Source organism: Janthinobacterium lividum, from assembly GCF_034424625.1.
Taxonomy (GTDB): Bacteria; Pseudomonadota; Gammaproteobacteria; order Burkholderiales; family Burkholderiaceae_D; genus Janthinobacterium; species Janthinobacterium lividum.
On the sequence record NZ_CP139976.1, the window covers coordinates 3796245 to 3818443 of the forward strand.

The following is a 22199-nucleotide window of genomic DNA, read 5'->3' on the forward strand; positions in this document are numbered from 1 at the left end:
TTTCTATAAAGTTCGTGCTGCTACAAGGGCCGGCCTTGTGGGCCGGCCGTCCTGGTGCGCTGGATCAGCGGTACTACGTTCTTACTTGGCCGCCATCAGGGCGACCGTCGTGTCGAGCATGCGGTTCGAGAAGCCCCACTCGTTGTCATACCACGACGACACTTTCACGAGGCGGCCCGAGACCTTGGTCAGGGTGGCATCGAAGTTCGACGAAGCGGGGTTATGGTTGAAATCGATGGAGACGAGCGGTTCCGTCTGGTACGTCAAGATGCCTTTCAGGGCGCCTTCCGACGCCGTTTTCAGCAAGGCATTGACTTCCTCGACGCTGGTGTCGCGCTTGGCAATGAAGGACAGGTCGACCAGCGAAACGTTGATCGTCGGCACGCGCACGGCAAAACCGTCCAGCTTGCCATTCAGTTCCGGCAAGACCAGGCCGACGGCGGCAGCCGCGCCCGTCTTGGTGGGGATCATCGAATGCGTGGCCGAACGGGCGCGGCGCAAGTCTTCATGCATCACGTCGCTCAATACCTGGTCGTTCGTGTAGGCGTGCACGGTGGTCATCAGGCCCGATTCGATGCCGATGGCGTCGTTGAGGGGTTTCACCAATGGCGCGAGGCAATTCGTCGTACACGAAGCGTTGGAAATCACGGTATCCGTGGCTTTCAGCACATGCTGGTTGACGCCGAACACGATGGTGGCGTCCACGTCCTTGCCGCCCGGCGCGGAAATGATGACCTTTTTCGCCCCGCCCTTCAGGTGGGCCGAAGCTTTTTCCTTGGTCGTGAAGAAGCCCGTGCATTCGAGCACCACGTCCACGCCGAGTTCGCCCCACGGTATCAGGGCCGGGTCGCGCTGCGCGAAGACGCGGATGCGGTCGCCATTGACGATCATGTTGTCGCCGTCGATGGTGACGACGCCGGGAAACTTGCCGTGTACCGTGTCGTAGCGCGTCAGATGTGCATTCGACTTGGCGTCGCCCAGGTCATTGATGGCGACGATTTCGATATCCTGCTGCTTGCCGCCTTCATAAAACGCGCGCAAGACATTGCGGCCGATGCGGCCATAGCCATTGATGGCAACTTTGATGGTCATGCTGTCTCCTTGATATTATTTAAATGATTCACCTGATACGTACAGCGCCGAACAAAACCGTAGCGAGCGGAAGGGAGTTGTGGCTGAGAAGCGGAACTGTGCTTGAGCACAGTGAGCATCGCAGGCCGCAAATCACGACGCGCAGTAGGTTTGGTTCGGTGCCATCTAACCGCTGTTGCGCAACCCCGCCGCAATGCCATTGATCGACAAGTGGATGCCCGTGCGCGCCGCCGCGTCCTGCTTACCTTCGCGGAAACGTTTCAACAGCTCCACCTGCACGTGATTGAGCGGATCGATATACGGGAAGCGGTTGCGTATCGAACGCTGCATCAGCGGATTGGCTTGCTGCAACTCTTCCTGGCCCGTGATCAGCTTCAGGGCGTCGAGGGTGGCCGCATATTCGGCGCGGATGCGCGTGAAAATGGCGTCGCGCAAGGCCTTGTCCTTGACCAGTTCCGCATACTTGCCGGCAATGGCGATATCGCTCTTGGCCAGGACCATATCCATGTTCGACAGCAAGGACGTGAAGAATGGCCAGTCCGTGTACATGCCGCGCAGTACGTCCGCGCCATCGGCAGGATGGGCCGCCAGGTAGGCTTGCACGGCAGAACCGAAACCAAACCAGCCCGGCAGCATCAAACGGCATTGCGCCCAGCTCAGGACCCAGGGAATGGCGCGCAAATCCTCGATGGACGTGGATTTCTTGCGCGAGGCGGGACGGCTGCCGATATTCAGGGCGGCAATCTCCGCGATCACCGTCGATTCCCAGAAATACTGTTCAAAGCCCTCCGTGCCATACACGAGGTCGCGGTAGGCGTTCAGGGCCGTGCCCGAAAGCTCTTCCATCGCGGCCAGATGGCCCGCGCCAGCCGAGGCCTTCGGCTGCAGCTGCGCCTGCGGCAGAAGGGTCGACTGGATGGTGGCCGCCACCAGCACTTCCAGGTTGCGGCGCCCTACTTCCGGGTTCGCATACTTGGCCGTGATGACTTCGCCTTGCTCCGTCAAACGGATCTGTCCCTGCACGGCGCCGGCCGGCTGGGCCAGGATGGCTTCGTAGCTGGGTCCGCCGCCACGGCCGACGGAACCGCCGCGGCCGTGGAACAATCGCAGCTTGATCTGTTCTTGCTTGAACACCGTCACCAGCTCGATCTCGGCCTTGTAGAGTTCCCAGCCGGAGGTCAAAAAGCCACCGTCCTTGTTGCTGTCCGAGTAACCAAGCATGACTTCCTGCTGGTCGGCGCGCGACGCGAGCAAGCCGCGGTAGAACGGCAAGCCGAAGGCGCGCGCCATGATGGCGGGGCCGGCGCGCAAGTCGTCGATGGTTTCGAACAGGGGAATGATGTTGACATCGACTTCGCGGCTATCCTGGCGCAGCAAGCCTACTTCCTTGAGCAGCAAGGCCACTTCCAGCAGGTCCGAGACGCTGGCCGCCTTCGAGATGATGCAGTTCGGTACCGATTCCTTGCCATATTTGACATGGGCCTCGCGCACGGCGCGGAAGATGTCGAGTTCGGACGTCGTTTCTTCCGAGTAGTGCGCATACGGCGACGTCAGCAGGCGTGGCGACTCCAGCTCGGCCAGCAGCAAGCTGATGCGCTGCTCTTCATCGAGGTCCAGGTAGACGAGGCCCGGCTGGGCACCCGCGAACAGTTCGCCCACGACGCGCTCGTGCACGTCGGAATTCTGGCGCAAGTCGAGCGGCGCCAGCGAAAAGCCGAACACCTTGACGGCGCGGCGCAGCTGGCGCAGCCGGCCGCGCGCCAGCGCACGCAAACCATTGCTGACCAGCGAATGCTGGACCACGTCCAGGTCAGCCAGCAGTTCAACAGCGGCGGCGTAGGGCTGCACGCCGTCTGCCTGCTTGCCCTTGCCGGATAGCACCACGCGCGTGGCGTCCAGGCGTGCATGGATGCCGTGCAGGGCGCGGCGGTACGGTTCGTCGACCCGGTGCGGCGACGCATCGGCCGAACGCTCGGCCAGCGCGCGCAGCGGTTCGCTGCACGCGTTCAGTATTTGCGCCAGCGACAGTTGCGAAGCGAGCTTGCGCAATTCACCGAGGTAAAAATCGAGTACCTTGTCAGCCTGCGTTTGCAGGGTACTGCGCAGGATCTCGGCCGTGACAAACGGGTTGCCGTCGCGGTCGCCGCCGATCCAGCTGCCGACTTTCATGAAATTGGGTAATTCCGCATCTTCCCAGCGGGCATCGCGCTGGGCCAGCATGGTTTCCAGCGAGGAATACAATTTCGGCAGTTCACGCAGGATCGTATGGTCGTAGAACGACAGGCCATTGGCCACTTCATCCATGACGGACAGCTTGCTGGTGCGCAGCAGACGCGTCTGCCACAGGGTGACGATGCCGCGGCCCAGCGCTTCTTCGTTTTGCTCGGCCTCTTCCGGCGTCATTTGCACGCGGTCGCGCTCGCTCAACAGGCGGGCGATGGCCATCTGGCAATTCTGGATACTCTTGCGCTGCACTTCCGTCGGATGCGCCGTGAAGACGGGGCTGACAAACGCATCTTCAAAGAACGTTTCCAGCGCATCGGCCTTGCCGGCGTCAAACACGTTGCCGACGGCATGGCTGAGGCTACCCTGGCGCGGCGGCGAGCCGGCGATCAGATGGGCGCGCGTGCGGCGGATGTGATGTTGGTCTTCTGCAATATTGGCCAGCAGCGAGAAATAGCTGAAAGCGCGCGTCAACTGCGTGGTTTCTTCCTGCGACAGCGCTTGCAGCGCGTCCGACAGCTGCGCGCGTGCCGCTTCATCATTGTCGCGGCGGAAACGGATAGCCAGCTGGCGCACATGTTCGATGCGTTCGAAGGCGGGGTCGCCCAGGTGGTTGCGGATGGCGTCGCCCAGCAGACGGCCCAGCTGGCGGATATCGCTGCTCAGCAGCTCGTCTTTCACTTCATTCATTTGCATGGTATTCATTTCCTGGGGCGGCCACGGCGGCACCGCACAGATTGCGTAGTACGCGCTTCCCGGCCCGGGAAACGCCCATCGTCCAATTTGTAGTAAATTTACCTTATTGCTTCACCATCCTCTTGATTTCCATCAACAAAAATCCCACCCAAAGGGTAGGCAAGGGCTAACGAGCTGTTTGCCACGGCAACAATATGAAAATTTACTACGCATTTGAGCGAAAGGCAATCAACTTTTGTCTTTCGAGGCTGAAAAGTGACGGCGCAACACACAGGGCCGGCGCTCTCCTGTATGCTGCGGTTCAAACAAGGATGTAATCCACATCTTATGAATGATACCCATGCGACTGACTGCCTATACCGACTACACTCTGCGCACCCTGATGTACCTGGGCGTGCACCGCGACCGCCTCGTGACCATCCAGGACATCGCCGACCTACATTCCATCTCGAAGAATCACCTGATGAAGGTGGTGCACCAGCTGGGCCTGTCAGGCATCGTGGAAACGGTACGTGGGAGAAATGGCGGCCTGCGCCTGGCGCGCGACCCGGCCGAGATCAATATCGGCACCGTCGTGCGCGAGACGGAAAGCGATTTCTTTATGGCGGAATGTTTTAACAAGGAAAACAACACTTGCCCGCTGACGCCTGATTGCCTGCTGAAGGCCAAGCTGGGCCAGGCCACGGCCGCCTTCCTGGCCGTGCTCGATACGGTGACCCTCGCATCGATACTCGAAGCGACGCCGGGCGCGCCAGCGTCGATGGCAGGCGTGATCCGCCTCCACGTGGAAAATATCTGATAATTGTCAGGATCAGGCAGGCAGTCCGGATGGGCGATAGGCTCATGTGCGCCACGTTGCATCGTGGTGAGGGGGCTGCGCATCAGAGCATGCCTGCTATTTTTTACTTTTCTGCTTTGCCTGTTTTGTCTGCTTTTTCGACTTTGTTTTTGAACCGCTGCTCTTGGCACTGGTGGCGGATTCCTTCTTCCCGGCAATCGCCTTCGCAAAATCCGCATTAAATTTCCCGCTATCTATTAGCTCATCCACAATCCCTGGATAATCCTTCAACTCGGGCACCCAATCCCTGATCTCTTTGAAAAGGCCTGCCATATGCCCTTTTTGCCGGTATTTGACCACCATCTCATTCCATTCCTCGGCATAAGTGTCTGGTTTTGAATGCTGAGAGAATGTCTGGTAGAAAATGGCGTTGGTGCGGAACGGGTCTGCCAGCTTACGATCGAAGCTTTGCCTTAATGGGTTATGCTCCTCATGCAGCCCATTATGGATTTTACGTACGTGGGGGCGGTCACCGGGTTTGTCCGGGTGTATGAAAGCATCCGTATTCGATTGAAGATCGTCGCTATTAAAAAATAGCGGCCGCGTTACGCTGGACCGCATTTTCTTGGCATGATAATGAAGTTTGCTGAATTCACCTGCCAATTCTTCGCTTGTCTTCCCGCGAAGCAAGGATTTGGATGCCTCATTGTAAGCGGCGAAGCCGGCATTCAGATTCTCGGGCAAAAGGGCTGCTGCTGTACCGCGTTCCTTTAAAAATACAATATTAGGTTGATCAGCATCAGGGTAAAGCAATGACGAAGGAGAAGCGCCAAGCGACGGCAGTACCGACCCTGGCAATTTGCTTTGCTCCTTGTAATGCCTGAATTTCTCGGGGTCGAGCACGGTGTTGAGATTATCGGCGCCAACAAGTTCCCTCCCGTCGGCCTGTGACACCCCGAGGCCGGTTGAGACGGAAATATGTTTTGGCGCATGCCAGGTTCTGTAGACAAGCCGGGTTTCTTCAAATGCCTTGTCAAGCGTATCGCTAGCCTCATGCTTATCGATATCTTTTTCAAGCAGGCTTCCAAGTTCCTCCAATTGCGCTGCTGACAAGCTTTTCAATTGATGATAAAAATCAGACAGCAGGCGCACTTTCTCCGCCTGTTTTTGCTCTGCCTCCATGTTCGACCCATCGACGGCGGCAAGCGCCCGCATGAATTCACCATACGTGTTTTCGGAATGGTACGGTTGCAACGGCTGGTGCTGGGGAGCCACGCTACGCCATTCCACGCCCAGCTCGATCGGATGTTGATCGCCATCCTTGTACTGCATCTGCGGGCCGATCATATTGGGGTTTTCGTCCAATTCCGGCAATGCGCGTCCCGTCGCCACGGACACCCACGGGTTGAGTTTTGCCTGGACCTCGAAGCGCCCGTTCGGCACAGGCACGATGCGCGTTGCCTGCGGACGCAGCACGCCCAGCTGATGGGCGATCGCCGCCGGATTGCCTGCGCCGCCGATGCCCGGCATCCGCACCCGTCCATTGCCGATGCTGGCCGAGCCCGATTGCAAGGCGTCCGCCACCGGCCTGCCAGGCGCAGTGGCCGTCGCTTCCAGCGATTGCGCGAGATCGCGCAGGTGCATGGCACCGACGTCGGGCCGCCGCGTCATTTCCACCTCGCCATCGCGCAGCCTGCCTTGCCGGGCCCTGGCCAGCATATCCTGCACGCGGGATGGATCGGCCGTGCCATGCATGGCATGGCTGCCCGCACCGCCAGCCCCATCCACCATGCCCGGCCATTTACGCGAGCCTGTGGCTTGCGGCCGCTCACTGCCGGAATGGAATGCCGCGGCCAGCTGCCCTGCCCCGCTGCCAGCGCCGGGCGCGACGAAACGATCCTGGCGTTCCTGTTTTTTTACCGCGTAAGTGTGCTTCATTGGCTCTTTCAAGTTGCACTTACTATAAGTAACAACAAGCGGACCTTCTCTGCGCGAGAGTACACCGGCCGGCCAGATCGTGCAAATCGCAGACAAAAAAACACCCCTGCGAAAGGGGTGTTCAAGGTGTAGAGCGATTCAAATGCTCAATGCGCGCTGGCTCCAGCCGCGCCGATACCCGTTTCCGAACGCATTTGCTGCGCTTCGTAGCCGGCGCGGTCGATGCGCGCGCGGGGGCTCTTGTCGAGCACAGAGAACAGCCAGATGCCAACGAAGCCGGCCGTCATCGAAAACAGCGCCGGTGAGGCATACGGGAACAGCGCTTCGCCATGACCGAGCACGTCGACCCACACGGACTTCGACACCACCGTCAGCGCGACAGCCGTGGTCAAGCCCAGGAAGCCGCCGATGGTGGCGCCCCGCGTGGTGCAATCCTTCCACAGCACCGACATGAACAGCACGGGGAAGTTGGCCGAGGCGGCGATGGCGAATGCCAGCGAGACCATGAAGGCGATGTTCTGCTTTTCAAAGGCGATGCCCAGCACCACGGCGATGATGCCCAGCACGACCGTCGTCACGCGCGACACTTTCAATTCGTTGGCGCCCGTGGCCTTGCCCTTCTTGATGACGGTGGCATACAGATCGTGCGACACGGCCGACGCGCCCGACAGGGTCAAGCCCGCCACGACGGCCAGGATGGTGGCAAACGCGACCGCCGACATGAAGCCGAGGAAGACGTTGCCGCCCACGGCCTTGGCCAGGTGCACGGCCGCCATGTTGTTACCACCCAGCAGCTTGCCGGCAGCATCCTTGAACTCGGGATTGGTGCTCACCAGCACGATCGCGCCAAAGCCGATGATGAAAGTCAACACATAGAAGTAAGCGATCCAGGTGGTGGCCCAGAACACGGATTTGCGCGCTTCCTTGGCGCTCGGTACCGTGAAGAAACGCATCAGGATGTGCGGCAAGCCGGCCGTACCGAACATCAGCGCCATGCCGAACGAGATGGCCGAGATCGGGTCCTTGATGAAGGAACCGGGCCCCATGATGGCTTCCTTGGTCGCGTGCACGTCCACCGACTTGGCGAACAGCGCTTCCGGGCTGAAGTTGAATTGCGCCAGCACGGCCACGGCCATGAAGGTGGCGCCACCCAGCAGCATCACCGCCTTGATGATCTGCACCCAGGTGGTGGCCGTCATGCCGCCAAACAGCACATAGATCATCATCAATGTACCGACCAGGACGACGGCGATCCAGTATTCGAGGCCGAACAGCAGCTTGATCAGCTGGCCCGCGCCCACCATCTGCGCGATCAGATAAAAGGCCACGACGACCAGGGTGCCGGAAGCCGAAAAGATGCGGATCGGCGCCTGCTTGAAGCGGTAGGCGGCCACGTCGGCAAAGGTAAAGCGTCCCAGGTTGCGCAAGCGCTCGGCCATCAAAAAGGTGATGATGGGCCAGCCGACGAGAAAGCCGATGGCGTAGATCAGGCCATCATAGCCGTTCAAAAAGACGGCCGCGGAAATGCCGAGGAAGGAGGCGGCCGACATATAGTCGCCCGCAATGGCCAGGCCATTCTGGAAGCCTGTGATACCGCCGCCGGCCGTGTAGAAATCGGAGGCCGACTTGGTCTTCTTGGCCGCCCACTTGGTGACGAACAGGGTGAAGATGACGAAGGCGGCGAACATGATGATCGCCGTCCAGTTGGTCGGCTGCTTGACTGCCTGGCCCAGGTCGGCGCCGGCCGCGAACGCGGCATTGCTGGCGCCCAGCAGCGCCAGGGCACTCAGGCAAGACACGCCGCGCAGCGCATGCTTGGCGGCGCTCATGCTTGCACCCGTGCCTGGATGGCGTTGCTCAGATCGTCGAATTGCTTGTTGGCGCGGCGCACATAGATGCCGGTGACCAGCACGGTAAACACGATGACGAACAGGCCGATCGGCATGCCCCAGGTCATCACGCCGGCGCCCGTCTTAGTGGCCAGAAATTCCTTGTTGAAGGCGATGAGCAGGATGTAGCCGTAGTACACCAGCATCATCAGGCCCGTCAGCGCCCAGCCGAAGCGGGAACGCACCTTGACCAGCTGATGATAACTGGGGTCGCTCTTGATTTTTTGAACCAGATCGTCATGCATTGTGTTGCCTCCTGTTATGTAAAAGCTGCTCTTTTGTTTTCGAGCTTAGATTCACAGTACAGTGCGAGGCTTACCCGCCCCTTACGGCAGCGTTTTTTCTCGCGGGGACAACACAATGCAGAAAAAAATCAATTCAGTGCGGCAGCCGGTCCGAAGAACTCGTGGTGCGTCTGCTGTTCCGGCACGCCCAGCTCGCGCAGGTACTGCTTGATAGCGCGCATGAATGGCTGCGGTCCCAGGAAGTAGGCGTCGATGTCGCGCGAAACCGGCAGCCAGTGACCGAGCTGCTCCTTATTCAGCAAGCCGACGGCGTCCGGTGCGTCCTGTTCTCCGCCATGTTCCGCGTAGCAGTAATACCGCTGCAGCTGCGGGTGCTGCGCGGCCAGTGCGTCGATCTGCGCGCGGAACGCATGCACGCCCTGGTTGCGCGCCGCGTGGATGAAATGCACTGGACGCTTGCCGCGCAGGGCCGCCGTCAGCATGGCCAGGGTCGGCGTGATGCCCACGCCGCCGCTGATCAGCACCAGCGGCTTGTCGCTATCCGTCAGCACGAAGTCGCCCGAGGGCGGCGTCAGCTGCACGGTGTCGCCCGCCTGCACGTGATCGTGGAAGAAATTCGAGACCTTGCCGCCCTCTTCGCGCTTGACGCTGATGCGGTAGGTCTGGCCATTGCTGGCGGCCGACAAGGAATACTGGCGGCGCATGGGCACGCCATCGACGGTGGCCAGCACGCCGATATACTGGCCTGGCGCAAAGTCGAGCACTGGCTGGCCATCGGCGGGCGCCATCAGGAAGGAAGTGATCTCGCCGCTTTCCACCGTCTTGCTGCGCACTAAAAAATCGCGCGCGCCGCTCCAGCCGCCCGGTGCGGCGGCCTGCGCCTTGTAGATGCGCCCTTCTTCGCCGGCCAGGATGTCGGCCAGCTGGCCGTAGGCCACACCCCAGGCATCGATGACGGCGTCGCTGGCGACCTCTTCGCCCAGCACTTCGCGTATCGCTTGCAGCAGGCTGGCGCCCACCAGCGGATAGTGCTCGGCGCGGATCTGCAGGGCCACGTGCTTGTTGACGATGGTGGCCACCAGGTCGCCCAGCGCCGCAAGCTTGTCGATATTTTTGGCATACATCAGCACGCCATTGGCCAGCGCGCGCTGCTGGTCGCCGCTGTGCTGGTGCGCCTGGTTAAAGTACGGCAGCACTTCGGGATGGTCGCGGAACAGATTCTTGTAGAAGTGGCGCGTCAGCGCTTCGCCGCCCTGCTCGAGGATGGGGACGGTGGCCGTGATGATGGCGCGTTGTTCTTGGGTCAGCATGTAAAACTCCTATGTATATGTGTAAGCGGTCTCAGGCCAGCGTTTCAACGGCTGGATATAACTCGTGGTCTTCGCGCCGCATGCGCTGGAACAGCGCGTGCAGCACGGTATTGGCTTCGCTGCGGAAGGCTTCCGGTTCGGCTTCCAGGCGCACGGGCGTATTCCAGCGGCCGGCGAAATCCAGATAGGCGCCGGCGATGCCTTGCATTTCGTTTTCGTACCGGCGTCCCAGTTGTGCCACCTTGGCCACGCCGGACGCTTGCGCAGCCGGATACAGGTAGCGCTGTTCGACGGCCAGGTGCAGCTTGATCAAGCCGCTCATGGCAATGATCTGTTCGGCAATGGCTTGCGCCTGCGCAGCCACACCGCCGCGCGCCAGCCGGCGCAAGTCGTCAATGGCGGCCAGGATGTCCAGGTGCTGCTGTTTGAATTTGTCGATATTCATGGCGTGTTTCTCTTGTTGAGTGTCCCCAGTGTAGCGGAATTCGCTTAAACATGCAAATTACATGCATCTTTAAATGTATAAGTGTTTCCTGAAGGAATCTGGAACGACATGCGCCACTATGTGCGCCAGAGAACACAAGCTACGGCCATGTCTGCCTATAATTTATTTATCACAGCACAGGCCCGTTTGCGGCCGTGCCGCACCCTCCACTCCAGCCAAGGATGAGCATGAAAAACAAGACGGGCACGGGCCAGGCGCAGCAACTGGCAGGCATCATCAACGAGCACCACACGGACCTGCTGGACGGCTGGATGGCCGGCCTGATCGCCCGCCTGGTGCGCCGCGACAAGATCGCCGAGAACGAGCTGCGCCAGCAGGCATCGCAATTCCTGCCGCTGCTGGCGGGCGCGCTGGAAAGCGGCGACTCGTTCGACATCGAAGGCGGCGCCTGGGACGATACGCGCCAGCTGATCGCGGAGATATCGCAGTCGCGCGTGCGCCAGGGCTATTCGCCGATCGACACGGCCAGCTTCATGTTTGCCCTCAAGGAGCCGCTGTTCGCCTACCTGCGCAAGGCAATCACGGCGCATCCGGAGCAACTGGGCGACGCCATCGTCAGCACCAGCAAGCTGTTCGATGAACTGGGCCTGCTGACCATCGCCATCTACCAGAAAGCGCGCGAACAGGTGATTTTGCGCCAGCAGCAGGAATTGCTGGAGCTCTCAACGCCCGTGGTGCAGCTGTGGCAAAACGTGCTGGCCCTGCCCCTGATCGGCACCCTCGACAGCGCGCGCACGCAGGTGGTGATGGAAAGCCTGCTGCAAAAGATCGTCGACACGGGCGCCCTGATCGCCATCATCGATATCACGGGCGTGCCTACCGTCGACACCCTGGTGGCGCAGCATCTGCTGAAAACCATCGCCGCCGCGCGCCTGATGGGCGCCGACTGCATCATCAGCGGCATCCGCCCGCAGATCGCGCAAACCATCGTGCACCTGGGCGTCAACCTGGAAGACGTGATGACCAAGGCCACGCTGGCCGACGCATTCGTCGTGGCCCTGAAACGCACGGGGTCCAGCATCACCTACCAGCAGCAACAACACTGAGGCGCCTATGGAAAGAATCCCCATTTTACGCATGGGCCGGCTGCTGCTGGTGACGATCCAGGTGGACATGCATGACCGCCTGGCGATGACCTTGCAGGATGACCTGACCACCCGCATCGTGACGGACCGCGCCACGGGCGTGCTGATCGACATTTCCGCGCTCGACATCGTCGACTCCTTCATCGGCCGCATGATCAGCAATACGGCGGCGATGGCGAAAATCCTCGACGCGCGCACCGTCGTCGTCGGCATGCAGCCAGCCGTCGCCATCACCCTCGTGGAACTGGGGCTGACGCTGGAAGGCGTGAGCACGGCGCTCAACGTGGAGCTGGGCATCAAGCTGCTGGAACGGGGCGGCGCATGCGCATGACGGGGGCGCCGTGCTAGGCGCGCAGGAGCAGGCTGGAGTGCAGCAGGCGCAGCAGATTCTGCCCCTGCACAGCGACGAAGACGTCGTACGGTTGCGCAAGCAGGTACGCGACAGCATGGTCGCCATGGGTTTTGGCCTGATCGAACAGACCAAGATCATCACGGCGGCCAGCGAGCTGGCGCGCAATACCCTGCGCTACGGCGGCGGGGGCGAAGCGCGCATCGCGCGCGTCAGCGATGGCGCGCGCCAGGGACTGGAGCTGCGCTTTGTCGATGCGGGACCGGGCATCGAAGATATTCCCCTGGCGCTGACCGATGGCTATACCAGCGGCGGCGGGCTGGGACTGGGGCTGGGCGGCGCCAAGCGCCTGGCCGACGCATTTCACATCGACACGGCGCCTGGCGCGGGCACCACCGTCACCATCGCGAAATGGAAGCTGTTTTGAACCACCTCGAGCAAGCCCCTGACATCGTCAGGCAACGCAGTTTTCCCATCGGCGAACCGAGCGAGATCGCCGCGGCCCGCCGCGCCGGCAACGAACTGGCGCGCCGCATCGGCTTCGATGACGTGCGCACGGGCCAGCTGGCCATCATCATCAGCGAGGCGGCGACCAACATCGTCAAGCACGCGCAGCGCGGCGAAATCCTGCTGCGCAAGGTGCTGCGCGGCGGTACCAGCGGCATCGAAGTGCTGGCCATCGACAACGGCCCCGGCATGGCCAACGTGCGCCAGCACATGCAGGACGGCCATTCCACCACGGGCACCTACGGCGTGGGACTGGGCGCGATACGCCGCCTGAGCCAGGAATTCGACCTGTACACGGCGCCTGGCAAGGGCACGGTGCTGATGGTGGTGGTCTGGGGACCGAACGCCAGCAGCGCCATCCCGGCCAGTCCGAACTGGCAGATCGGCGCCGTCTGCCTGCCGCTGGCCTCGGAACAGGTGTGCGGCGACGCCTGGAACGTGGTTTGCGAAGGCCATGAACTGAGCCTGATGGTGGCCGATGGCCTGGGCCACGGCCCCCTGGCGGCACGCGCGTCAGAATGCGCCAGCGCCCTGCTGGAACACAGCACGCCCGGCTTGCCGCCCCTGCCCGCCCCCTTCATCGAACTGGCCCACGGTGCCCTGCGTGCCACGCGCGGCGCGGCCCTGGCGGTGGCGCATATCGACAGTGCTCGCCGCGAATTGCGCTATGCGGGCGTGGGCAATATCGCCGCCTGCGCCTTCGATGCGCAGCAGCGCCGGCATCTGCTGTCGCATAACGGCATCGTCGGCAGCAATCTGCGCAAGGTGCAGGAGTTTTGCTTTCCATGGCAGCAGGCCACGACACTGATCATGCATTCGGACGGCTTGCACACGCGCTGGGACCTGGAGCGCTATCCGGGCCTGGCGCAATGCCACCCCAGCCTCGTCGCCGCCGTGCTGTACCGCGATTTTGCGCGCGGGCGCGACGACGTCACGGTGGTGGTGCTGCGCGAACATGAGGAACACCAGGCTATGACAGCAGAAACAGCGGAAGGGACAGGTGCGGCATGACACAACGCATATTGACAGCCCATATCGGCAGCGAACTCGATGTGGTGGGCGCACGCCAGCGCGCGCGGCAGATCGCCGCCCTGTGCGGCTTCGGCGTGCAGGACCAGGTGCGCATCGCCACGGCAGTATCGGAACTGGCGCGCAACGTCTACAACTATGCCGGCAGCGGCAAGGTGCATTTCGCCATCGATGGCCAGACGGCGCCGCAGGTGCTCAGCATCCGCATCGAGGACCAAGGCCCCGGCATCGCGCAGCTCGACAAGATACTGGCCGGCACCTATCGCTCGCCGACAGGCATGGGCCTGGGCATCCTGGGCGCCCAGCGCCTGATGGACCGCTGCCATATCCACAGCACGCCGGGCGACGGCACGCAGATCACCTTGCACAAGCTGTTCCCCCGCGACGCGCCCCTGCTCGACGGCGCCACGATCGGCGTGCTGTCCGGCAGCCTGCAGGCGCTGCCGCCGGATATCACGCTGTCCGAAGTGCAGCAGCAGAACCGCGAACTCCTGAGCACCCTGGCCGAACTGAAGACGCGCCAGGACGATCTGCTGCAGCTGACGCGCGAACTGGAAGACACCAACCGGGGCGTGGTGGCGCTATTCGCGGAGCTGGACGAGAAAGCCGACCACCTGCGCCGCGCCGACCAGATGAAATCGCGCTTCCTGTCCAACATGAGCCATGAATTCCGCACCCCGCTCAGCTCCATCCGCGCCCTGTCCAAGCTGCTGCTCGACCGTATCGACGGCGAGCTGTCCGAGGAACAGGAAAAGCAGGTGCTGTTCATCCTGCAAAGCGCCGTCAGCCTGAGCGAGCTGGTCAACGACCTGCTGGACCTGGCCAAGATCGAGGCGGGCAAGGTCGACGTGCATGCCAACAGCTTCCAGGTGGCCGACCTGTTCAGCGCCCTGCGCGGCATGCTGCGCCCGCTGCTGGTGTCCGAGTCGCTGATCTTGACCTTCATCGACCCCGACCCGGCGCTGCACATTCACACGGATGAAGGCAAACTGTCGCAAATCCTGCGCAACTTCATCGCCAACGCCCTGAAGTTCACGGAAGCGGGCGCCATCATCGTCAGCGCCACGCCCTTGCCGGAGCAGGATGCCATCCGCTTTTCCGTCTCCGACACGGGCCTGGGCATCGCCGCCGAAGACGTGCAGCTGATCTTCGAGGAATTCAGTCAGGTGGAAAACCACATGCAGCGCAAGGTCAAGGGCACGGGCCTGGGCCTGCCCCTGTGCCGCAACCTGGCCACCCTGCTCAATGGCACGGTGAGCGTGGAAAGCACGCCCGGCGAGGGCTCGCTGTTTTCCGTCGTCCTGCCCGCCAGCTACCATGCGCCCGAAGGCAGCCTGCCGCCGAGCGCGCCAGCCAACGACAATGGCAACGACCAGCGCATAGGCGTGCTGGTGGTAGAAGACAATCCACCCGTGCGCCTGCTGTATGAAAAATTTTTGGCCGGCAGCGAATTTCGCGTGGTCCCCGCGCGCAGCGTGCGCGAAGCGCAGGAGCGCTGGGAGCAGCAGCGCCCGGCCGCCGTCATCCTCGACATCATGCTGCACGGCGAAACGGCCTGGCACTGGCTGGCCGAACTGAAAAACGACCCGCTGCGGCGCCAGGTGCCCGTCATCGTCGCCACCGAGATCGACGACGTGCGCAAGGGCCTGGCCCTGGGCGCCGACGCCTACTACGTCAAGCCGCTGTCGCGCCAGCAATTGCTGGCAACCCTGCGCGCGCTGATCGGCAACCAACACCACCGGCAAGAGCCGGTTCCGCCGCAAGGCACAACCACCTGGGACAATGCGCATGCTACCGGATAACAACAGCGATGCTCTGATCCTGAACGTCGATGACAGCGACGGCGCACGCTACGCCAAGTCGCGCATCCTCAAACGCGCCGGCTTCAAGGTCATCGAAGCCTCGAACGGGGGAGACGCACTGCTGCGCGCCCGCCAGGACCGCCCCAACCTGATCCTCCTCGACGTCAAGCTGCCCGATATCAACGGCCTGGAAGTGTGCCGCCAATTGAAGGGCGGCACCGAGACGAACACCATCCTGGTGCTGCAGACGTCCGCTTCCTGCATCGGCTCCGCCGACAAGATCCGCGCCCTCGACGGCGGCGCCGACAATTACCTGGTCGAGCCGATCGAGGCCGATGAACTGATCGCCAACGTCAAGGCGCTGCTGCGCCTGGGCCGCGTCGAGCGCGCGCTGCGCGACGTGGACCGCCGCAAGGATGAATTCCTGGCCACTCTCGCGCACGAATTGCGCAACCCGCTGGGTCCCATCCGCACGGCGCTGGCCCTGCTGTGCAAGCTCGATCCCGTCGTGCCGGCCATCCAGGACAATGCGCGCCGCACCATTGGCCGCCACACGGACCACCTGGTGCGCCTGGTGGACGACCTGCTCGACGTGTCGCGCATTTCGCAGGGCAAAATCTCGCTGCAATGGGAAAGCGTGAGCCTGGCCAGCGTCATCCGCAGCGCGCTGGAAACGAGTTCGCACAGCGTCGAGGCGCGCGGCCATGCGCTGGACGTGAACCTGCCCCAGGAAGAACTGTGGGTCTGCGGCGACGCCGTGCGCCTGTCGCAGATCGTCGCCAACCTGCTGCTCAACGCGGCCAAGTTCACGGCGCCGGGCGGGCGCATCGCCATTAGCGCCGGGCGCGAAGGCGACAACGTGCGCATCCGCCTGAGCGACAACGGCATCGGCATCGCCGCCGCCAGCATCGACAGCATCTTCGGCCTGTTCGAGCAGAGCGGCCATTCGCCCGACCGGGTGCAGGATGGCCTGGGCATCGGCCTGTCGCTGGTGCGCAACCTGGTGACCTTGCACGGCGGCCAGGTCAGCGTGCACAGCCCCGGCGTGGGACTGGGCAGCACCTTCGAAGTCATCCTGCCGCTCGACGCCAACGTGCCGCTGCCAGCCGCGCCAGTGCCGGAGGCGGCCACCGGCGGCAGCCAGCGCATCCTCGTCGTCGACGACAATTGCGATGCGGCCGACACCCTGGCCGAATTGCTGGAAATGTACGGCCACACGGTGCGCACGGCCTACACGGGAATACAAGCCACCGAGCGGACCCTGGAATTCAAGCCCGACATCGTCTTTCTCGACATCGGCCTGCCCGATATGAGCGGCTACGACGTGGCCGTCAAACTGCGCCAGCTGCCGATACCGCAGCAATTCCTGCTCGTCGCGCTGACCGGCTACGGCCAGGAACACGACCGCCAGGCGGCCCTGCAGGCCGGTTTCAACGAGCACTTCGCCAAGCCTGTCGATTTCGGCAAGCTGGCCATGCTGGGATTGCATATCGCCCCCTGAGCGGGGCGGCGGCTGCCTGCGGCCAGGGCGTCGGCTATAATCGGCGGCCGCCTCACCTCTGGAACCATGACATGACCACCCGCACGCCGCTGCTGCGCATCACCATGATACTGGGCGCCCTGCACGCCCTGCTGGGCTGGCTGCTGTTGCCTTCGCTGCCCGTCGGCCTGGCCGGCTGGCTGCTGGGCGGCCTGGTCTTGCTGGCGTCGACCATGCTCATGCCGATGACGATCTTTGCCCGCGCCGTCACCAACGATGCGCGCCTGGCCGACCGTTTGAGCTGGGCCGGTTCCCTGTGCATGGGCTTTTTTTCCTCGCTGTTCGTGCTCGCCGTGCTGCGCGAACTCACCTTGCTGATTCCCGCCGCCCGCCAGCACGCGCAGGCGTCCGCCATCGCCGTCCTCGTCCTGGCCCTGCTGGCCACCGTCGTCGGCTTCATCAACGCCCGCCGCGTGGCGCGCGTACGCGAAGTGACAGTGCCCATCGCGGGCCTGCCGGCCGCCTTGCAGGGCTTGACCATCGTGCAGCTGAGCGACATCCACGTGGGCGCCACCATCAAGCGCGCCTACGTGCAGGCCATCGTCGCGCGCACCAATGGCCTGCAGCCCGACATCATCGCCATCACGGGCGACGTGGTCGACGGCACGGTGGCGCAACTGGGCAGCCATACGGCGCCGTTGGGCGAGCTGCGCGCGCGCCATGGCGTCTTCCTCGTCACGGGCAACCACGAGTACTATTCGGGCGCCGCGCCGTGGGTGGCGGAATTTCGTCGCCTGGGCTTGCGCGTGCTGATGAACGAACATGCGGTGCTCGAGCACGACGGCGCGCGCCTGGCGCTGGCCGGCGTGACCGATTTCAATGCCGCCGCCTTCGACCCTGCCCAGAAAAGCGACCCGCAGGCCGCCATCGCCGGGGCGCCGGCCGACATCCCCCGCATCCTGCTGGCGCACCAGCCGCGCAGCGCGCCCGAGGCGGAAGCGGCCGGCTACGACCTGCAACTGTCGGGCCATACGCACGGCGGCCAGTTCTGGCCATGGAATCTGTTCGTGCCGCTGCAGCAGCCCTACGTGGCGGGCTTGCACCGGCAAGGCCGGCTGTGGATTTATGTCAGCCGCGGCACCGGTTACTGGGGTCCGCCGAAACGCATCGGCGCGCCGGCGGAGATTACGCTACTCAGGCTGGTGGCGGCGTAGCACCTAGTCGGCCCAACTGGCCATCCACGCCTCGAAACGCGCCACCACCGCCGGCGGATTCAGGCGCGCCATGGCGCCGTCCACTGCTTCGCTGTCGCTGACCTCGAACAGCAGCACGCTCCCGTCGCGCCGGGCACCCGCACCGAATATGCCTTCGGCGTCCAGCTGCGCCAGCGCCGCGATGCAGGCGTCGAACACCCCAGTGCGAAAGGTGGCGAAATCCACGTCGAACGGCAGCTCGCGGTGCGCCTGCAGCAGCAAGCGGTAGGCGCTGTCGAAGTAGGCGCCCCCTTCGTCAAATGCCCATTCGGCCGGGTTCCACAGCATCTCTTCGCCGTATTCCGAGGCGGCCAGCGCTTCGCGGCTATTCGCCATGGGGCCGATGGTCATGGCACTGTCGTCGCTCACGAGGGCGAAGGCGTCGATGTGCTGGTCCGGATGCGCACGGCGCACGGCATCGACAGCCTGGCGCGCGGCGTGCGCCACCAGGGTTTGCAGCAGCGCGAAATCGAAGACGGCCGGGTCGATCGGCATGGCGCGCGCCAGGGCATAACCGTCGGCCAGCGCTGCATGGCAGTGGGCCAGGTAGGCTGCGTGCGCCTGCGCCTCGCTGGCGTAGTCGTGGCGCGTCTCCGCGCCCCAGGTCATGGCCGCGCCGCCGGCCGTCCAGACGCTCGTGCCGAAGACGCGCGCTTCGCGGAAATGCAGGGGTTGATCGCCGTCAAAGGTGTAAAACAGGCTGTAGTTACTATGCATGGGAATTGTTCATCGTTTAATCGGGCCGTATCTGCGCGGCGAAATCGCGCTGGCGGAACTGCTCCAGCAGGAAATCGACGAACACGCGCGTCTTCGCGGGCAAGAGCTTCTTGCTGGGATAGTACACGGACAGGGGACCGGAATCGGCATGCCAGCCAGGCAGCAGCCGGACCAGGGCGCCGCTGCGCAGATGGGCCAGCGCGTGCGGCATGGGCAGCAGCGCCACGCCGACGCCGAGGATGGCCGCCTGCGCCATCGCTTCCGGATCGTCGAAGATGGCGCGCGGCCGGCATTCGGCCACGCCTTCGCCGCCGGAACCATCGCGCAGTATCCAGCTGCGCAATCTGCCGCTGCCGGCCGAGCGGCGCGCCACGCCGTCGAAGTGCGCCAGGTCCGACGGGTGCACGGGCAGGATTTTCCCCTGCATGAAGGCGGGCGACGCCGTGGCGACGATGTGGGCGTGGCCCAGTTCGCGCGCCACCACGCCGGGTGTCAGCTCGATGCCGCCGCCGATGGCCACGTCAAACCCTTCGCCGATCAGGTCCACTTGCCGGTTATCGAAATGGCAGTCGGGAATGACGCCCGGGTAACGCGCGATGAAGTCGCCCAGCAGCGGCACCACGTAGCTGCGTCCGAACGACGGCGCCATGCTGATCTTCAGTATGCCGGCCGGCTGGCCGCCTTCTTCGGCCACGCCGGCGATCGCCTCGCGCAAGGTGGTCAGGGCGCCGCCGATCTGCTGCAGGAAGCGCTCGCCCCCTTCCGTCAGGGTCAGGCGGCGCGTGCTGCGCTGGAACAGCCGCAATCCCAGGCTCGCTTCCAGCCGCGCCACGTTCTTGCTGACGGCCGCCGGCGTCAGCCCCAGGCGGCGCGCGGCGGCCGAAAAACTGCCCAGCTCGGCAGACAGCACGAAGGATTGCAAGTGATTGAGAGCGTCCATGCGCCTATTCTACCCGCTCAGCTGATACCAATGGTTGAAAGTAATTGTAGCGATTCATGGCTAGCGCGGCAGGAATGAAAGGCAGATACTGAACTCCTCGACTCCTCACTTAGAAAGCACATCATGCAAACCCAAACCACCACCAGCACCTCTTTGCCACTGCAAGACAAGATCGCATTTGTGACGGGCGGCTCGCGCGGCATCGGCGCCGCCATCGTGCGCCGCCTGGCCAGCCAGGGCGCCAACGTCGTCTTCACCTATCAAAGCTCCGCCGCCGAAGCGCAGGCGCTGGCCGGCAAGGTGGAAGCCGCAGGCGGCAAGGCCCTGGGCGTGCAAGCCGATGCGGCCGACGCCAGCGCCCTGACGGCGGCCATCGACAAGGTGGCGGCGCAGTTTGGCAGCATCGACATCCTCGTCAACAACGCAGGCGTGTTCCTGCCCGGCGCCATCGATGATTTTTCGCTGGAAGACTTCGACAAGACCTTGAACGTCAACGTGCGCGCCGTCTTCGTCGCCATCAAGGCAGCCGTGGCGCACATGCAGACGGGCGGGCGCATCATCAATATCGGCAGCACGAATGCGCACCGCATGCCGTTCGGCGGCGCGGCTGCCTACGCCATGAGCAAATCGGCGCTGAGCGGCCTGACGCAAGGCCTGTCGCGCGACCTGGGCCCGCGCGGCATCACCATCAACAATGTGGAACCGGGCCCCGTCGCCACGGACATGAATCCGCCCACGGGCGACTTCGCCGACCTGATGCACGGCCTGATGGCCCTGCCCCGCCACGGCACGGCCGATGAAATCGCCGGCATGGTGGCCTACCTGGCCAGCGCGGAAGCGGCGTTCGTCACGGGTGCCGGGCTGAAGATCGATGGCGGTTTTGCCGCCTGATCCAGTCCGAACATCAGCGAGCGGTGTGTTGCCACGCCTGCCATGGCGCCATCGGCCACCGCGAACGCCACGCTGCCAGCCATGCGGCCCGCGTCGCCGCAGCAAAAGACGCCGGGCACGCTGCTGGCCTTTTGCTCGTCGGTACGCACGAACGGTCCCATGGCACCGTCTTCCAGCAAGCAGCCCAATTCGCCGGCCAGGGAACTGGCCAGGCGGGTGCGGGTCGCCACGAACAGGCCGGCCATGACGTGGCGGCTGCCGTCGGCCATGACCACGTCGGCCACGCCGTCGATCCGCGCCACGGGCGCGCGCACCACCGTCACGCCCCGCGCGGCCAATTGCGCCAGCTGCGCCGCATCGGGCTCGAATGCGCCATTCAGGAAAAAAGTGACCGTGCCCCAGTCGGGCAGCATCAGGGCATGGTGCATGGACAGGGGGCCGGTGGCCAGCACGCCGATGGCGCCCTGCTCCAGTTCATAGCCGTGGCAATACGGGCAGTGAAAGACGCTGCCGCCCCAGCGTTCGGCCAGGCCAATCACGGGCGGCAGTTCATCGATCACGCCGGTGGCCAGCACCAGACGGCGGCCGTGAACGACACTGCCGTCCGCCAGGGTCACGCCGAAGCCATCGCCATCGCTGCTGGCGGCTGCCTGCGTGGCCGTGCCGTCCAGCCAGGTGACGGTGGCATACGCCAGCAGCTGCGTCTTGCCCTCGGCCGCGATAGCGGCCGTCCCGCTGCCGTCCTGGGTCAGGAAACCGTGCGAATGGCTGGCGTAGCGGTTGCGGCGCTGGCCGCCGTCGATCACCAGCACGCGGCGGCGGGCGCGCGCCAGTTGCGTGGCGGCGGACAGGCCGGCGTAGCTGCCGCCGACGATGATGGCGTCGAACGGGGCGGCAGGCGTGGCGCTGCCCGCGCCTTGGAGTTCAGGAATGTGCATGCGGTGCTCCTCTGTGGTGGGCGTATTGTTGGCTGAAACGGTCGGCAAGGTCGGCCAGGGTGACGGCGCCAAAACGCTGGATCAGCAGCGCCTCGGCTTCGTCGAAGGCGCCGGCCAGCGACTGGTTGACCACTTGCTCGACCAGGCAGCCCGGCTGGTCGACGCGGTTGCCCATGGCGAAGATGGTGGGCGAACCCACGGCCACGTAGATGTCTTGCAGGGTCACGCGGTGCAGGTCGCAAACGATGCGCCAGCCACCGCCATGGCCCTTGCCCGACGCCACGTAGCCGCGCTCGCGCAAGCCTGCCATCACGCGCCGCACCAGCACGGGGTTGGTGTCCAGGTAGCCGGAGAGTTCCTCGGACGTCATCGGGCGTCCCGCATGGGCCATGTGCAGCAGCACGTGGAGGATCGATGATAGTTTGCTGTCGCGTCTCATGTAACTAATGATAGTACATAATCTGCGCAGATGCAATTGAGTTGCGATTTTTTGCGGCATAAAAAAAGGGCCAGACCTTGCGGCCTGGCCCCA

At 63.6% G+C, this 22199-nt stretch carries 20 protein-coding genes; 9 read left to right on the forward strand and 11 right to left on the reverse strand.

The window, feature by feature from the left end:
* Nucleotides 1-81: 81 nt before the first annotated feature.
* Complete coding sequence (gene gap / locus U0004_RS17225) at nt 82-1092, reverse strand: type I glyceraldehyde-3-phosphate dehydrogenase (protein WP_070257001.1); 1011 nt, start codon at nt 1090-1092, stop codon at nt 82-84.
* Between the two features lie 165 nt (nt 1093-1257).
* Nucleotides 1258-4011: a phosphoenolpyruvate carboxylase gene (gene ppc / locus U0004_RS17230; protein ID WP_217495244.1), complete on the reverse strand. Its 2754-nt coding sequence runs from the start codon at nt 4009-4011 to the stop codon at nt 1258-1260.
* A gap of 340 nt (nt 4012-4351) precedes the next feature.
* Here ppc and U0004_RS17235 point away from each other — a divergent pair, with 340 nt between their 5' ends.
* The gene (locus tag U0004_RS17235; protein ID WP_070256999.1) at nt 4352-4810 is read left to right on the forward strand and encodes an RrF2 family transcriptional regulator; all 459 of its coding nucleotides are present in this window, start codon (nt 4352-4354) and stop codon (nt 4808-4810) included.
* Between the two features lie 96 nt (nt 4811-4906).
* On the opposite strand, the gene U0004_RS17240 is transcribed toward U0004_RS17235, so the two are convergent.
* The 5 genes from U0004_RS17240 to U0004_RS17260 form a co-directional block, all read right to left on the reverse strand.
* Nucleotides 4907-6727 (reverse strand): hypothetical protein, encoded by a 1821-nt coding sequence (locus U0004_RS17240; RefSeq protein WP_070256997.1) that lies wholly within the window; start codon nt 6725-6727, stop codon nt 4907-4909.
* A gap of 146 nt (nt 6728-6873) precedes the next feature.
* The gene (locus U0004_RS17245; protein WP_070256995.1) at nt 6874-8556 is read right to left on the reverse strand and encodes a cation acetate symporter; all 1683 of its coding nucleotides are present in this window, start codon (nt 8554-8556) and stop codon (nt 6874-6876) included.
* A complete protein-coding gene (locus tag U0004_RS17250) occupies nt 8553-8861 on the reverse strand; it encodes a DUF485 domain-containing protein (RefSeq protein ID WP_034755744.1) in 309 nt (102 codons plus the stop codon). The genes U0004_RS17245 and U0004_RS17250 overlap by 4 nt, the downstream gene beginning before the upstream one ends.
* Nucleotides 8862-8989: 128 nt before the next feature.
* A complete protein-coding gene (gene hmpA, locus U0004_RS17255; protein WP_070256992.1) occupies nt 8990-10171 on the reverse strand; it encodes an NO-inducible flavohemoprotein in 1182 nt (393 codons plus the stop codon).
* 31 nt (nt 10172-10202) lie between these two features.
* Nucleotides 10203-10616, reverse strand: a complete 414-nt coding sequence (locus U0004_RS17260; protein ID WP_034785752.1) for a hemerythrin domain-containing protein — start codon at nt 10614-10616, stop codon at nt 10203-10205.
* Nucleotides 10617-10843: 227 nt separating this feature from the next.
* Here U0004_RS17260 and U0004_RS17265 point away from each other — a divergent pair, with 227 nt between their 5' ends.
* The 7 genes from U0004_RS17265 (at nt 10844) to U0004_RS17295 (ending at nt 18142) form a co-directional block, all read left to right on the forward strand.
* Nucleotides 10844-11722, forward strand: coding sequence for an STAS domain-containing protein (locus tag U0004_RS17265; RefSeq protein ID WP_070257095.1), 879 nt, complete (start codon nt 10844-10846; stop codon nt 11720-11722).
* Nucleotides 11723-11729: 7 nt separating this feature from the next.
* Entirely contained in the window at nt 11730-12092 is a 363-nt protein-coding gene (locus U0004_RS17270; protein WP_034785745.1) for an STAS domain-containing protein, read from the forward strand.
* A gap of 10 nt (nt 12093-12102) precedes the next feature.
* The gene (locus U0004_RS17275; RefSeq protein WP_230521428.1) at nt 12103-12537 is read left to right on the forward strand and encodes an ATP-binding protein; all 435 of its coding nucleotides are present in this window, start codon (nt 12103-12105) and stop codon (nt 12535-12537) included.
* Nucleotides 12534-13628, forward strand: a complete 1095-nt coding sequence (locus tag U0004_RS17280; RefSeq protein WP_230521427.1) for an ATP-binding SpoIIE family protein phosphatase — start codon at nt 12534-12536, stop codon at nt 13626-13628. The genes U0004_RS17275 and U0004_RS17280 overlap by 4 nt, the downstream gene beginning before the upstream one ends.
* A complete protein-coding gene (locus tag U0004_RS17285) occupies nt 13625-15448 on the forward strand; it encodes an ATP-binding protein (RefSeq protein ID WP_081345658.1) in 1824 nt (607 codons plus the stop codon). Before U0004_RS17280 ends, U0004_RS17285 begins: the two co-directional genes overlap by 4 nt.
* Complete coding sequence (locus U0004_RS17290; protein ID WP_081345671.1) at nt 15435-16949, forward strand: ATP-binding response regulator; 1515 nt, start codon at nt 15435-15437, stop codon at nt 16947-16949. The genes U0004_RS17285 and U0004_RS17290 overlap by 14 nt, the downstream gene beginning before the upstream one ends.
* 71 nt (nt 16950-17020) lie before the next feature.
* The gene (locus U0004_RS17295; RefSeq protein ID WP_070256986.1) at nt 17021-18142 is read left to right on the forward strand and encodes a metallophosphoesterase; all 1122 of its coding nucleotides are present in this window, start codon (nt 17021-17023) and stop codon (nt 18140-18142) included.
* Nucleotides 18143-18145: 3 nt separating this feature from the next.
* On the opposite strand, the gene U0004_RS17300 is transcribed toward U0004_RS17295, so the two are convergent.
* Both U0004_RS17300 and U0004_RS17305 read right to left on the reverse strand, forming a co-directional pair.
* The gene (locus U0004_RS17300; RefSeq protein WP_081345657.1) at nt 18146-18898 is read right to left on the reverse strand and encodes a DUF4303 domain-containing protein; all 753 of its coding nucleotides are present in this window, start codon (nt 18896-18898) and stop codon (nt 18146-18148) included.
* Between the two features lie 16 nt (nt 18899-18914).
* Nucleotides 18915-19838, reverse strand: coding sequence for a LysR family transcriptional regulator (locus tag U0004_RS17305; RefSeq protein ID WP_070256984.1), 924 nt, complete (start codon nt 19836-19838; stop codon nt 18915-18917).
* A gap of 123 nt (nt 19839-19961) precedes the next feature.
* On the opposite strand from U0004_RS17305, the gene U0004_RS17310 reads away from it, so the two are divergent.
* Nucleotides 19962-20729 (forward strand): SDR family oxidoreductase, encoded by a 768-nt coding sequence (locus U0004_RS17310; RefSeq protein ID WP_070256982.1) that lies wholly within the window; start codon nt 19962-19964, stop codon nt 20727-20729.
* Here the strand turns inward: U0004_RS17310 and U0004_RS17315 are convergent.
* Together U0004_RS17315 and U0004_RS17320 are read right to left on the reverse strand one after the other, a co-directional pair.
* Nucleotides 20657-21667 (reverse strand): NAD(P)/FAD-dependent oxidoreductase, encoded by a 1011-nt coding sequence (locus tag U0004_RS17315; protein ID WP_081345656.1) that lies wholly within the window; start codon nt 21665-21667, stop codon nt 20657-20659. The two genes, U0004_RS17310 and U0004_RS17315, sit on opposite strands and share 73 nt — an antisense overlap.
* Nucleotides 21654-22106: an RrF2 family transcriptional regulator gene (locus U0004_RS17320; RefSeq protein WP_070256980.1), complete on the reverse strand. Its 453-nt coding sequence runs from the start codon at nt 22104-22106 to the stop codon at nt 21654-21656. The genes U0004_RS17315 and U0004_RS17320 overlap by 14 nt, the downstream gene beginning before the upstream one ends.
* Nucleotides 22107-22199: the final 93 nt, after the last annotated feature.